At 71.4% G+C, this 13,023-nt stretch carries 11 protein-coding genes and 1 pseudogene; 11 read left to right on the top strand and 1 reads right to left on the bottom strand.

Going from position 1 to position 13,023, the window contains the following annotated elements; genetic code table 11:
* The first annotated feature begins 12 nt into the window (after nt 1-12).
* The 4 genes from ACTOQ3_RS16185 (at nt 13) to ACTOQ3_RS16170 (ending at nt 5,709) form a co-directional block, all read left to right on the top strand.
* Nucleotides 13-801 carry an ABC transporter ATP-binding protein gene (locus ACTOQ3_RS16185; protein WP_440084186.1) on the top strand — a complete coding sequence of 263 codons (789 nt, stop codon included), beginning with the start codon at nt 13-15 and terminating at the stop codon, nt 799-801.
* 47 nt (nt 802-848) lie between these two features.
* Nucleotides 849-2,468, top strand: a complete 1,620-nt coding sequence (locus tag ACTOQ3_RS16180; RefSeq protein ID WP_440084185.1) for a hypothetical protein — start codon at nt 849-851, stop codon at nt 2,466-2,468.
* A 134-nt stretch (nt 2,469-2,602) separates the two neighbouring features.
* Nucleotides 2,603-5,239 (top strand): phosphoenolpyruvate carboxylase, encoded by a 2,637-nt coding sequence (locus ACTOQ3_RS16175; protein WP_440084184.1) that lies wholly within the window; start codon nt 2,603-2,605, stop codon nt 5,237-5,239.
* Nucleotides 5,236-5,709, top strand: coding sequence for a GNAT family N-acetyltransferase (locus ACTOQ3_RS16170; RefSeq protein WP_440084183.1), 474 nt, complete (start codon nt 5,236-5,238; stop codon nt 5,707-5,709). Before ACTOQ3_RS16175 ends, ACTOQ3_RS16170 begins: the two co-directional genes overlap by 4 nt.
* A gap of 164 nt (nt 5,710-5,873) precedes the next feature.
* On the opposite strand, the gene fdhD is transcribed toward ACTOQ3_RS16170, so the two are convergent.
* On the bottom strand, nt 5,874-6,806 hold the full coding sequence (gene fdhD / locus ACTOQ3_RS16165; RefSeq protein WP_440084182.1) for a formate dehydrogenase accessory sulfurtransferase FdhD: 933 nt from the start codon (nt 6,804-6,806) through the stop codon (nt 5,874-5,876).
* Between the two features lie 148 nt (nt 6,807-6,954).
* On the opposite strand from fdhD, the pseudogene ACTOQ3_RS16160 reads away from it, so the two are divergent.
* The 7 genes and pseudogenes from ACTOQ3_RS16160 to ACTOQ3_RS16130 all read left to right on the top strand — a co-directional run.
* A pseudogene (locus tag ACTOQ3_RS16160) lies at nt 6,955-8,147 on the top strand (RNA-guided endonuclease InsQ/TnpB family protein); the annotation flags it as partial.
* 183 nt (nt 8,148-8,330) lie between these two features.
* Nucleotides 8,331-9,155 carry a biotin--[acetyl-CoA-carboxylase] ligase gene (locus tag ACTOQ3_RS16155; RefSeq protein WP_440084181.1) on the top strand — a complete coding sequence of 275 codons (825 nt, stop codon included), beginning with the start codon at nt 8,331-8,333 and terminating at the stop codon, nt 9,153-9,155.
* Between the two features lie 33 nt (nt 9,156-9,188).
* Nucleotides 9,189-9,707, top strand: coding sequence for a PH domain-containing protein (locus ACTOQ3_RS16150; RefSeq protein ID WP_440084180.1), 519 nt, complete (start codon nt 9,189-9,191; stop codon nt 9,705-9,707).
* 3 nt (nt 9,708-9,710) lie between these two features.
* Nucleotides 9,711-10,748, top strand: coding sequence for an adenylate/guanylate cyclase domain-containing protein (locus ACTOQ3_RS16145; protein WP_440084179.1), 1,038 nt, complete (start codon nt 9,711-9,713; stop codon nt 10,746-10,748).
* Between the two features lie 76 nt (nt 10,749-10,824).
* The gene (locus tag ACTOQ3_RS16140; RefSeq protein WP_440084216.1) at nt 10,825-11,910 is read left to right on the top strand and encodes an S-(hydroxymethyl)mycothiol dehydrogenase; all 1,086 of its coding nucleotides are present in this window, start codon (nt 10,825-10,827) and stop codon (nt 11,908-11,910) included.
* A complete protein-coding gene (locus ACTOQ3_RS16135; protein WP_440084178.1) occupies nt 11,907-12,524 on the top strand; it encodes an MBL fold metallo-hydrolase in 618 nt (205 codons plus the stop codon). The genes ACTOQ3_RS16140 and ACTOQ3_RS16135 overlap by 4 nt, the downstream gene beginning before the upstream one ends.
* A gap of 268 nt (nt 12,525-12,792) precedes the next feature.
* Entirely contained in the window at nt 12,793-13,014 is a 222-nt protein-coding gene (locus ACTOQ3_RS16130; protein ID WP_440084177.1) for a (2Fe-2S)-binding protein, read from the top strand.
* The last annotated feature ends 9 nt before the right edge of the window (nt 13,015-13,023 follow it).

The following is a 13,023-nucleotide window of genomic DNA, read 5'->3' as shown; positions in this document are numbered from 1 at the left end:
AGGGGAGGCGCCATGCCGGACGTCACGGAGGCGGTAAGGACGCGGGGGCTGCTCAAGAGGTTCGGGCAGCAGGTGGCCGTGGGAGGTGTCGACCTGGTGGTGCCGCAGGGCAGCTTCGCCGGGCTGGTCGGCCCCAACGGCGCCGGGAAGACCACCACGCTCAGCATGGTCACCGGCCTCCTGCGCCCCGACGACGGCTCGGTCCACGTCGGGGGCGCCGACGTCTGGCGCGACCAGGTCGCGGTCAAGGGCCGCATCGGCGTGCTCCCCGAGGGGCTGCGCCTGTTCGAGCGGCTGTCGGGCAGGGAACTGCTCTCCTACAACGGCCAGCTCCGCGGCATCCCCAGGGACGAGGTGGGGCGGCGGGCGGAGGAGCTGCTGAAGGTCATGGACCTGACCGAGTCGGCCGACAAGCTCGTCGTCGACTACTCCACCGGCATGCGCAAGAAGATCGGCCTGGCCGCCGCGCTGCTGCACAACCCCGCGGTGCTCTTCCTCGACGAGCCGTTCGAGGGCGTCGACCCGGTCAGCGCCAACACGCTCGTCGAGGTGCTCAGGCGCTACACCGCCTCCGGGTCGACGGTGGTCTTCTCCAGTCACGTCATGGAGCTCGTCGAGCGGCTGTGCGACTGGGTCTCGGTGATGGACCGCGGGCGGATCGTCGCCCAGGGGCCGCTGGACGAGGTCAGGGCGGGCCGAGGCCTCAACGAGGCCTTTCTCGGCCTGGTCGGCGCCCGGGGCGGCGACGACGGCCCGAGGGGACGGGAGGGCCTGTCGTGGCTGGGCGCGACCCCCTCGTGAGCGCGCCGGAAGGGACCGGGCGGCAGGGGGACGGAAGGGATGACGGGGTGAGAGCGGGCGTGCGGGGAGACACCGGCGCGGCGGGCGCGGGTGCCGTGCGGGTGGGACCCATGGTGTTCGTACGGCTCAAACTGCGGCTCGTCGCCGGGAACCTGAGCGGCAGCACCGAGCGCCTGCTGGGGTTCGTCTTCACGGCGATCGCCGCCTTCCTCTTCGGCGCCCTCGGTTTCCTGCTGACGGCCACGCTGCGCCTCGCGCCCGCCGACGTCGCCCTGGAGGTCGCGACCGTGGTGTTCACCGTCTTCCTGGTGGGCTGGGCGGTCGTGCCGCTGCTGGCGTTCGGGCTGGACGACACGCTCGACCCGTCGCGCCTGGCGCTGTTCCCGCTGGGTACCGGCCGGCTGGCCACCGGCATGTTCGCCGCCTCGGTCACCGGCGTGTGGCCGCTCGCCTCGCTGGCCGTGATGGCCGGGGCCGTCGTCGGCCTGGCCACCGGGATCGGCGGGGTGATCCTGGGCCTGGTCGCGGTGCTGCTCCACTTCGCGCTCTGCGTCGTGCTCTCCCGGCTGGTCACCACGTCGCTGTCGGGGATCCTGCGCACCCGCAGGGGCCGCGACGTGCTGGCCGTCTCGGTGATCTTCTTCATCCTGGCGGCCCAGCTGCCCAACCTGCTGCTCAACGGCGGCCTGTCGGCCGACCCCAGGGCCGTGCTGCACGACGTCGCCTCGGTGCTGAGCTGGACCCCCTCCGGCGTCGCGGCCCGCTCCATCGCCGACGGGGGTCTCCCGGCGGTCGCGGGGTCGGCCCTGCTCGCCGTCCTGGTCGCCGGGGCCGGGTGGCTGTGGATCGCCGCGCTGCGCCGCGCCCTGGTCTCCTCCGACGCCTCCACCCAGGGCGCGTCGGTGCGCAACTCCCAGGGCCTGCTGGCCAGGATCCTGCCCGACGGCCCGCTCGCCGCGGTCGCGGGCAAGGAGCTCAAGTACGCCCGCCGCGACCCGCGGGGCAGGGTCGGCTGGTTCGCCGCCGTCGCGGTCACCGGCATCATGGCCTTCTCGATGTACGGGGAGAGCGACGGCGCGGCCGGGAGCTTCCTGGCGATCCTCCCCGCCTGCATCGGTGCGCTGATGATCAGCATCCAGGGGTGCAACGCCTTCGGCATCGACGGCCGCTCCCTGTGGACGAACGCCGTCGCCTACGGCACCGACCGCGACTGGCGCACCGACATCGCCGGGCGGCACCTGGCCGTGGCGACGATCGCGGTCCCGCTGCTGCTCGTGCTCGCCACGGTCGCGGCGCTGCCGGCCGGGAACGTCACCTGGGCGGTCCCGGCCACGCTCACCGCCTGGGGCGTCCTCGGGACCGGGCTCGGCGTGGGCGCGCTGACCAGCGTGCTGATGCCGTACACCGTGCCCGAGCGCCTGAACGCCTTCACCGGCGCGGCCCCCGGGCAGGGCGGTATCGCCTTCGCGGGGTCGTTCGCCGCGCTGATCGGCACCGGCCTGCTCGCGCTGCCGATCGTCCTGCCGGTCCTGTTCGGCCTCACCTGGGTCAGCGTGCTGGCGGTGCCGTACGGGCTGCTGGTCTCCTGGGGCGGCCGCAGGACCGCGGGGAAGATCGCCTTCTCCAGATATCCGGCCCTCCTGGAGGCGACCTCCGCGGCCACCTGACGATCACCCGGTGGGCCGTCGGGACGGCCCGCCGGAGACCGCGGGAACGGCCCGCGAACGGTCCCCCGAATGGTCTAGTCCAATGGGTGAGACCGGTCTCCGTTCGACAAAACGGACTGGGTACGCTGGCGGGCATGCCCGCCACCGTGTCCCATCAGGCAGAGCGTTCCTCCGCTGTCACCGAGATGCCCGACGAGCTGCGCGCGGACGTGCGACTGCTCGGTGAGCTCCTGGGGCAGGTCATCGCCGAGCATGGCGGCGATGACCTGCTCGCCGATGTCGAACGGCTGCGCAAGGCCGTCATCGGGGCCCGCAGAAAGCAGGTGTCGGTCGACGAGATCACCGCGATGGTGGCCGAGTGGCCGATCGACCGCGCGGTGCAGATCGCCCGCGCGTTCACCTGCTACTTCCACCTGGCGAACCTGGCCGAGGAACACTTCAGGATCCGCATCCTCCGGGTCCGCGACACCGGCGAGGAGCCGCTGCCCGAGTCCCTGGCCCAGGCCGTCCAGGAACTCGGCGACGGGAAGGTCGCCGACCTGGTCGAGGGACTGCGCCTGCACCCGGTGCTGACCGCGCACCCCACCGAGGCCCGCAGGCGCGCCGTGGTCACCGCGATCCAGCGCATCAGCGGCCAGCTCGCCGCGTACAACAGCTCCGACAGGGGCGCGGCGGAGCGGGCGGAGACCCGGCGGCGGCTGCTGGAGGAGATCGACCTGCTGTGGCGGACCGCCCAGCTCAGGTCCACCAAGCTCGACCCGCTGGACGAGGTGCGCACCGCGATGGCGGCCTTCGACGAGACCCTCTTCCGGGTGGTCCCGCAGGTCTACCGCGCCCTGGACGCCGCGCTCGGCGGAGGGGCCGGCACCGGCAAGCCCCGGGCCCGCGCCTTCATCAGATACGGCAGCTGGATCGGCGGCGACCGCGACGGCAACCCGAACGTCACCTCCAAGGTGACCAGGGACGCCGTGCTCATCCAGGCCGAGCACGTGCTGATCGCCCTGGAGAACGCCACGCTCAGGATCGGCCGCTCCCTCACCCTCACCGCCGACTACACCCCCGCCTCCGCCGGGCTGCGGGCCGCGCTGTCGAGCGCGGTGAACGACCACCCCGACGTGGTCTCGGAGATGGCCACCCGCTCCCCGAGGGAGCCGCACCGGCAGTGGCTGATGTTCGTCGCCGCCCGCATCGCGGCCACCCGCCAGCGCGGCCTCGACCTGGCCTACCGCTCGCCGGAGCAGCTCCTGGCCGACCTGCGGACGGCCCAGGACTCGCTGGTCGAGGCCGGGGCGAACCGGCAGGCGTACGGGGAGCTGCAGCACCTCATCTGGCAGGTGGAGACGTTCGGCTTCCACCTGGCCGAGCTGGAGGTCCGCCAGCACTCGCAGGTCCACGCCGCCGCGCTGGAGGAGATCGCCGCCGGGCGCACCTCTGAGCGGACCGAGGAGGTCCTGGCCACGATCCGCACGATCGCCTGGATCCAGGAGCGGTTCGGGGTGACCGCCTGCTCCCGCTACGTCGTCTCCTTCACCCGCTCGGCCGACGACATCGCCGCCGTCCACGCGCTGGCCGCTCACGCGATGGGCGACCGGGCGCCGCTGCTCGACGTGGTCCCGCTGTTCGAGTCGGGCGCCGACCTGGCCGCCGCCCCCGCGGTCCTGTCGGGGATGCTGGAGATCCCGGCCGTGCAGGCCAGGCTCGCCGCCGACCGGCGCCTGGAGGTCATGCTCGGCTACTCCGACTCCGCCAAGGAGCTCGGCCCGGCCGCCGCGACCCTGAAGCTGTACGAGGCCCAGGAGGCGCTGGCCGCATGGTCGGCCGAGCACGATGTGCCGCTGACGCTGTTCCACGGCCGGGGCGGCGCCCTGGGCCGGGGCGGCGGCCCGGCCAACCGGGCCGTGCTCGCGCAGGCCCCCGGATCGGTCGGCGGCAGGTTCAAGGTCACCGAGCAGGGCGAGGTCATCTTCGCCCGCTACGGTCACGACGCCATCGCCCGCCGCCATATGGAGCAGGTCACCTCGGCGGTGCTGCTCGCCTCCACCCCGTCCATCGAGGCCCGTACGGCCGACGCGGCGGGGCGCTTCCGCGGCGTGGCCGGACGGGTCGCCTCCGCCTCGGAGAAGGCCTACCGGCGGCTGACCGAGGCGCCCGGCTTCCCCGAGTGGTTCTCCCTGGTCAGCCCGCTGGAGGAGATCGGCTCGCTCCGCCTGGGCTCCCGCCCCGCCCGGCGCGGCCTCGGCGCGCCCCGGTCCCTGGACGACCTGCGGGCCATCCCGTGGGTGTTCGCCTGGGCCCAGACCCGGGTCAACCTGCCGGGCTGGTACGGCCTGGGCAGCGGCCTGGAGGCGGTGATCTCCGAGGCGGGCCTGGACGAGCTGCGCGCCGCCTACCGCGAGTGGCCGCTGTTCGCCTCGCTGCTGGACAACGTGGAGATGTCGCTGGCCAAGACCGACCGCGACATCGCCGCCCGCTACCTCGCGCTCGGCGCCAGGGACGACTTCGTCGAGCAGGTCCTGACCGAGTACGACCTCACGCGCCGGCTGGTCCTGGAGATCACCGGCCACACCCGCCTGTTGGAGGACCGCAGGGTCCTGTCCCGCGCGGTGCAGCTCCGCGACCCGTACGTGGACGCGCTCTCCCACCTGCAGTTGCGCGCCCTGTCCAGGCTCCGCGCGGACGAGGGGCTGTCGGAGGACGAGCGCGAGCGGCTGTCCACGCTGCTGCTCCTGTCGGTCAACGGCGTCGCCGCGGGCCTGCAGAACACCGGATGATCCGCGAGACGGGGCCCGGGGACCTCCCGGCCGTGGAGAGCCTGGTCGAGGCGGCCTACCGGCCGTGGGCGGACCTCATCGGGGTCCGCCCGCGGCCGATGGACGACGACTACGCCGCCCACGTGGCGGCCGGTCGCCTGCACGTGCTGGACCTTCCGGGCGGGCTTCCCGGAGAGGGCGGGCACGCCGGGATCGCCGGGCTGATCGTGCTGGTCCCCGAAGAGGGCGTGCTGCTGGTGGACAACGTGGCGGTGGCTCCCGGCCTGCACGGCCGGGGGTTCGGCAGGCGCCTGCTCTCCTTCGCCGAGGAACGGGCCCGCGCCGCGGGCCTCGACGCCCTGCGCCTGTACACCCACGCCCGCATGGAGTCGAACATCGCCCTCTACCGGCGCCTCGGGTACGAGATCACCGAGCGCCGGGAGTCCGGCCCGCGCGATGTCGTCTTCATGGCCAAACGGCTCCCCGGCTGACGGAGACGGCTCCCCAGGATCCAATATGGGTGATTCTGGATGGAAGTGGACTAAGGGTGCCGAGGTGGACGTTCGAGGGCCGGAGCGGGCGGCTCAGGGGCCGCTACGGGGTCTCTCGGGCGGGGCGGCCGGGACGGGGTCGTTCGAGAAGCGGTGCGGCCGGCTCAGCGGCCGATGCGGTGCGCCCCCGCGTAGACGTTGAATCGCTCCTCGCGCAGGAACCCGACCAGCGTCATCCCGAACTCCCTGGCGAGGTCGACGGCGAGGGACGACGGCGCGGAGACCGCGCAGACGACCGGCAGGCCCGCGGCGAGGGCCTTCTGCATGATCTCGTAACTGGTCCGCCCGCTGACCATGAGCACGTGCCCGCCCAGCGGCAGCCTCCCGGTCATCATCGCCCAGCCGACCAGCTTGTCCAGCGCGTTGTGCCGCCCCACGTCCTCGCGGACCGCGAGGGTCTCACCCCCGGCGGTGAACAGGCCGGCCGCGTGCAGCCCGCCGGTCTTGCCGAAGATCCCCTGGGCGCTTCTCAGTCTGCTGGGAAGGCCGTACAGGACCTCGGGGGAGACGGGCACGTCCTCCTGGCCGGGCAGCGGAGAGCAGCGGCCGCGCAGGGCGTCGAGGCTGGCGGTACCGCAGACGCCGCACGCGCTCGACGTCATGAAGTGCCGGTCGAGCGAGGGCAGGTCGGGCAGCCCGCCGCCGCGCAGCCGCACGGTCACCGTGTTGTAGCGCGCCTCCGGCGGCACGTCCTCGTCGGTGCAGTAGGCGATGGAGGCGATGTCCGCCGGTGCCGCGACGCCCTCGCCGTACAGGAATCCGGCGGCCAGCTCGAAGTCGTGGCCGGGGGTGCGCATGGTGATCGCGACCGTGCGGCGTTCCTCGCCCGCCTGGACGCGGATCTCCAGCGGCTCCTCGGTGGCCAGGTCGTCCCTGCGCTCATGGATCGTCCCCGCCCGCATCTGCCCGACCCGCGCCCGGGTGGTGGGCCCCGGCCTCCGCACGACCTCCACCGCCTCGAAGCCCGGATTCACCTCTGAGCCCGGAGCGTCTTCCGCGTCGGCGTCGTTCCGGGCGGGGATATGTCTGCTCATCATCAGTTACCTCCAAGGAAACCCCCGCCTTTTAGGCGGGGAGGAACCGGACCCCTGCGGAGCAGGACCTGGGCAGGCGATTCGCCGCCAGGCAACCGCCGTATCGAACATACGCACGATTCTTAGCCAATCATGCGGTAGAATGTAAGAAATGGCGCAGACAGTTAAGCGAGCCTACAAGTTCCGCTTCCACCCGACCCCCGAGCAGGCCGAAGAGCTTGCCCGGACGTTCGGCTGCGTCCGCCTGGTCTACAACAAGGCCCTCGAAGAGCGCACCCGCGCCTACACCCTGCAAGGCCGTCGCGTTTCCTATGTGGAGTCGTCGGCCAAGCTGACCGAGTGGAAGCGCGGCGGCGACTACGACTTCCTGTCCGAGGTGTCGTCGGTCCCGTTGCAGCAGGCACTGCGGCACCTTCAGACGGCGTTCGCGAGCTTCTTCGCCAAGCGTGCGAAGTACCCGACGTTCAAGTCCCGCAAGAAGTCGCGGTTGAGCGCTGAGTACACCCGGTCGGCATTCCGCTGGCGCGACGGCCGGTTGACGCTGGCGAAGATGGATCAGCCGCTTGCGATCGTGTGGTCGCGCCCGCTGCCCGAGGGGGCGGAGCCGTCCACGGTCACCGTGTCGAAGGACGCGGCGGGCCGCTGGTTCGCCTCCATGCTGGTGGAGGAGAAGATCAACCCTCTCCCGCCCGTGACGCGGAACGTGGGCGTGGACGTGGGCATCACCGCGCTGGCCACGCTCTCCACCGGAGAGAAGATCGTCAACCCGCGTCATGAACGCCGCGACCGGCGCAAGCTGGCCAAGACTCAGCGCGACCTCGCCCGCAAAGAGAAGGGTTCGGCGAACCGGCAGAAGGCCAAACTCGCGGTCGCCCGCGTTCACGCCCGCATCGCCGATCGCCGCCGCGATCATCTGCATAAGGTCACCACACGGCTTGTTCGCGAGAACCAAGTGATCGCCGTGGAAGACCTGACCGTCCGTAACATGGTAAAGAATCGGAGTCTGGCACGGGCAATCTCGGACGCCTCCTGGCGGGAGATGCGCTCCATGCTGGAGTACAAGGCCCAGTGGTACGGGCGCACCGTGGTGGCCGTGGACCGCTGGTTCCCGTCGAGCAAGCTGTGCTCGGCCTGCGGAACGCTGCAGGAGAAGATGCCGCTGAACGTCCGGGAGTGGACATGTGCCTGCGGCGCGGTCCACGACCGTGATGTGAACGCTGCGAAGAACGTGCTCGCCGCCGGGCTGGCGGAGAGCTGAAACGCCTGTGGAGCTGGTGTAAGACCTCAAGGAGAGTCCTCTTTGGCGGGCGACCGGCAATGAAGCAGGAACCCTCGCGGGCGACCGTGGGGACCCCCCTCGTGCACGAGGGGGAGGATGTCAACATCTCTTTTCGCCGCCGCCTGAACGGGTTCTCACCCCGACCGAAAGCCGGACCTTGCCCGCCGCCCCAGACTTCGACAACAGTATTCCCTGGTCATTGGATTAATTCGGTAACAGGGGGTCGTTAGTGGAGGCAAGATGGCTAAGTGCTCGACTCGCCCTTCACTGATCTCGACCGCCCGCCGCTCTCCCAGGCGGCGCTCACCCGCGCGCTGGTCCGTCCCGGTGGACTCTGGTCCGGCATCTCCGTGGTCGAAAGGACCGGATCGACCAACGCCGACCTCGCGCACGCCGTCCGCGACGGCGCGCGGCAGGGCGCCGTCGTCGTCGCCGAGTCCCAGTTCGCCGGACGTGGCAGGCTCGGCCGCGTCTGGAGCGCCCCGCCACGTTCCGGCCTGACGTTCTCGATCCTCCTGCGTCCCGACCCGCCCATGTCCGAGCAGGGGTGGCTGCCCCTGCTCGTCGGCCTGGCGGTCGCGTCGGCCGTGCGGAAGGTCGCCGAGGTCGACGTACGGCTCAAGTGGCCCAACGACCTGCTGATCGGCGAGCGCAAGCTCGCCGGGGTGCTCGCCGAGCGGATCGACAGCGCGGTGATCGTGGGCGTCGGGCTCAACGTGAGCGTGCGCCCCGAGGAACTGCCGGTGGAGACCGCCACCTCCCTGGCCATCGAGGAGGCCGCCTGCGTCGACCGCGATCCGATCCTGCGCGCGATGCTGCGGGAGATCGAGACCCACTACCGCGAGTGGTCGGAGGCGAACGGCGACGTCGAGGCCTGCGGCCTGCGGGCCGCCTACCTCGCGATCAGTGCCACGGTCGGGCGGGAGGTCAGGGTGGAGCTGCCCGGCGAGCGGGTGCTCACCGGCACCGCCACCGGTGTCGACCGCGCCGGGCGCCTGCTCGTCGGCTCCAAGGGGGAGGAGCACGCGCTCAGCGCGGGCGACGTCGTGCATGTTCGACCTCACAGCTCATGACGTGGGGCATGAAGGCGTGCCACGATTTGCCCCATGGGTCTACCCGATCATCACATGACGGAGGGGGAGCGACGGATCAGGTCGTTCCACCCTCACTGGAAGCGACTTATCGGCCCGTTCCTCGCGTTGATCCTGATCATCGTGGGGTCCGGCGCCGCTCTTTTCTTCATGCCCGACTTCGAGTACCGGTTTCAGGCGCTCGTCGCGGTGGCCGTAGTCGCCGTCGGCCTGCTGACCGTGTGGTCGTTCATCCCGTACCTGCGCTGGAAGAACACCTCGTACGTCCTCACCTCGCACCGGTTCACCATCGGCACGGGGGTGCTGAACACGTCCGTCGACGACATCCCGATGACCAAGGTGAACACGGTCAGTGCCGACCAGACCCTCCTGGAGAGGCTCTTCGGCTGCGGCACGCTGGTCGTCGAGTCGGCGGGCGACCACGGCCGGATCACGCTGCGGGACATTCCCCGGATCCAGGAGGTGCGGGCCGAGCTGTTCCGCGCGATCGACGACGCGGCGGACGGGGAGCCCTCGGAACCCGGCGGGCGGTGACCCATGGGGCCTGACCTCCTGGGCCTGGGGGAGGGCGGGGACGAGACGGAGGTTCCCGCCGGACGCCCGACGGCCGAGCAGATCAAGCGCCTCTTCGTCGGCGCCCCGCCGCGCCACACGCGGATCCAGGTGGCGAGCCTGGCCCGGTTGCCGCAGGAGCTCACCGAGCGGATCTGGCGCGCGCTGGGGTTCGCCACGCTCCCCGACGACACCGTGGCCTTCACCGACGCGGACGTGGCCGTGCTGGAACGGGTCCGGGTGATGATGGAGGGCGGCCTGCTGGACGACCAGACCGTCATCCGGATGGCGAGGGCACTCGGCCAGACGACGGCGAGGCTCGCCCAGTGGCAGGCCGAGATCATGATCGGCGCCATGATCGACCCCGGCCGCCGGCCCACCGACGAGGACCTGACGGCGGTCATGGAGACCTCGCGTCGGCTGCTCCCCGACTTCGAGCAGATGCTGGTGCACGTCTGGCGCGCCCAGCTCGCCGCCGCCGGGACCCGCCTGCTGACGCTCGCCGACATCACCGACGAGATCGTGCCGGCCCGGCTCACCCTCGCGGTGGGCTTCGCCGACCTGGTCTCCTTCACCCGGGTCTCCCGCGAGCTGGACGAGCGGGGCCTGGCCGAGCTGGTCGAGGGCTTCGAGTCGCGGGCCTCCGACGTCGTCGCCGAGCACGGCGGGCGGATGGTCAAGACACTCGGTGACGAGGTGTTCTTCACCGCCGCCGACCCGCGGACGGCCGCGGTGATCGCCCTGGACCTGGTCGGCGCGATCCGCAAGTACGGACCCGACGTGCGGATCGGGCTGGCGTACGGCCCGGTGCTGCCGATCATGGGCGACGTCTTCGGCACGACGGTGAACCTGGCGGCCAGGCTCACGGCCATCGCCCGCCCCGGCAGCGTCATCGCCGACGACAGGCTGGCCGAGGCGCTGAAGGACACGCCCGGCGTCGAGGTCGGCCGGATCCGCCGGCGGCCGGCCCGCGGCCTGGGGGTCGTGCAGCCGTACGTGTTGCGCCGGGCTGGTAATCATTGAGGCTGGGCGCCCCAGGACCGTTCAATCGGTAAGCGGGCCCGCGAGGGTCGAAACCATGACAGATGAGGTGCAGGACATGCCGTACACCGTGCAAGGCGTGGTCGCGCGTGGCAAGTGCGAGCCCGTCTCGCTAGAGACCGTTATCGTGCCCGATCCGGGCCCCGGCGAGGCCGTGGTGACGGTCCAGGCCTGTGGCGTCTGCCATACGGACCTGCACTACCGCGAGGGCGGCATCAACGACGAGTTCCCCTTCCTGCTCGGTCACGAGGCGGCCGGGGTGGTCGAGGCGGTCGGCGAGGGCGTCACCGAGGTCGCCCCCGGTGACTTCGTGATCCTGAACTGGCGGGCCGTGTGCGGCGACTGCCGGGCGTGCCTGCGGGGCCGCCCCTGGTACTGCTTCAACACCCACAACGCCACCCAGAAGATGACCCTGGCCGACGGCACGCCGCTCAGCCCGGCCCTGGGCATCGGCGCCTTCATCGAGAAGACCCTGGTCGCGGCCGGGCAGTGCACCAAGGTCGACCCGGCGGCGCCGGCGCAGGTGGCCGGGCTGCTGGGCTGCGGCGTGATGGCGGGCCTCGGCGCCGCCATCAACACCGGCGGGGTGACCCGCGGCGACAGCGTGGCGGTCATCGGGTGCGGCGGCGTCGGCGACGCGGCCATCCTGGGGGCCAGGCTGGCGGGCGCCTCGAAGATCATCGCGGTGGACGTGGACGACCGCAAGCTCGACTGGGCCAAGGACTTCGGCGCCACCCACACGGTCAACTCCCGCACCTCCGACGTGGTCGAGACGGTCAAGGAGCTCACCGGCGGCAACGGCGCCGACGTGGTCATCGAGGCGGTCGGCCGCCCCGAGACCTACCGGCAGGCCTTCTACGCCCGCGACCTGGCCGGCACCGTGGTCCTGGTCGGGGTGCCCACCCCGGACATGACGCTGGAGCTGCCGCTGCTCGACGTCTTCGGCCGCGGCGGCGCGCTGAAGTCCTCCTGGTACGGCGACTGCCTGCCCAGCCGCGACTTCCCCATGCTCATCGACCTCTACCTCCAGGGGCGGCTCGACCTCGACCGCTTCGTCTCCGAGACGATCGGCCTCGGCGACGTCGAGGACGCCTTCGCCAAGATGCACCGCGGCGAGGTCCTGCGCTCGGTGGTGATCCTGTGATCGACAGGGTCGTCACCTCCGGTACGTTCTCGCTGGACGGCGGGACGTGGGACGTCGACAACAACGTCTGGATCGTCGGCTCGGCCAGCGAGGTCCTCGTCGTCGACGCCGCGCACGACGCCGCCGCGATCGCCGAGCGGGTCGGTGACCGCGAGGTCAAGGCCATCGTCTGCACCCACGCGCACAACGACCACATCGACGCGGCGGCCGATCTCGCCGAGCGGACGGGCGCGCCGATCCTGCTCCACCCGGCCGACCGGGTGCTGTGGGAGATGGTCTACACCGACCTGCCGTACACCCCGCTCGAGGACGGGCAGGTGCTCTCGGCCGGGGGGATCGAGCTGACCGTGCTGCACACGCCGGGTCACGCTCCGGGTGCGGTCTGCCTGTACGGGGCGGACATCGGCGCGGTCTTCACCGGCGACACCCTGTTCAAAGGCGGTCCCGGCGCGACGGGGAGGTCCTTCTCCTCCTTCGACACGATCATCGAGTCGATCAAGGGGCGGCTGCTCGCCCTGCCGCCGGGGACGGCCGTGCACACCGGTCACGGCGCCTCGACCTCCATCGGCGCGGAGGCGGGGCACCTGGAGGAGTGGCTGGCCAGAGGCCACTGACCCGCGGTTCACCGCGCTCGGCCCGATCACGCGCCCCGGCCTTCGCCGGGGCGCGTTCGCGTGTTTCGGCGGGTGTGTCCCGTACTCGCGCGGGTCCGTATCGGCCCCGTACCGGCGAGGTGTCCGCGGGGCGCGGCCTGGGCCGCCCGGGGTGTCTCCGCACGCCGGGATGGGGTTTCCCAGACGGGAGATTCGTGTTTGGGACGGAGGTATTAAGGCTTTGTGTCCTAGTTCACATAGGCAAGCCTAACCAAATGAGTTAGTTTAGGTGTGCCTAACCTATGATAGTCTTCAGAAAGGTCGCACCCCCGTGTACGTATGCGTCTGCCGCGCGGTCACCGAGAACGAGGTGCACGACTGCATCTCGGCAGGGGCCAAGAGCGCGCGCCAGATCCGCGATGCCACGGGTGCCGGTGGCGACTGCGCTTCTTGCGTGCGCAAAATCTGTGCGATCCTAAAGCGGTCCGAAGATTTAATGCCGACCGCATAGCACGAGGAG

Source organism: Streptosporangium sp. LJ11 (assembly GCF_051918945.1).
GTDB lineage: Bacteria > Actinomycetota > Actinomycetes > Streptosporangiales > Streptosporangiaceae > Streptosporangium.
This window is presented reverse-complemented; position numbering and strand designations above follow the sequence as displayed.

Bases quoted from the DNA above. Each gene is read 5' to 3' on its own strand.
- ACTOQ3_RS16185 (WP_440084186.1), top strand. From the start codon at position 13: ATGCCGGACGTCACGGAGGCGGTAAGGACGCGGGGGCTGCTCAAGAGG.
- ACTOQ3_RS16175 (WP_440084184.1), top strand. From the start codon at position 2,603: ATGCCCGCCACCGTGTCCCATCAGGCAGAGCGTTCCTCCGCTGTCACC.
- ACTOQ3_RS16170 (WP_440084183.1), top strand. From the start codon at position 5,236: ATGATCCGCGAGACGGGGCCCGGGGACCTCCCGGCCGTGGAGAGCCTG.
- fdhD (WP_440084182.1), bottom strand. From the start codon at position 6,806: ATGATGAGCAGACATATCCCCGCCCGGAACGACGCCGACGCGGAAGAC.
- ACTOQ3_RS16150 (WP_440084180.1), top strand. From the start codon at position 9,189: ATGGGTCTACCCGATCATCACATGACGGAGGGGGAGCGACGGATCAGG.
- ACTOQ3_RS16145 (WP_440084179.1), top strand. From the start codon at position 9,711: ATGGGGCCTGACCTCCTGGGCCTGGGGGAGGGCGGGGACGAGACGGAG.
- ACTOQ3_RS16140 (WP_440084216.1), top strand. From the start codon at position 10,825: ATGCCGTACACCGTGCAAGGCGTGGTCGCGCGTGGCAAGTGCGAGCCC.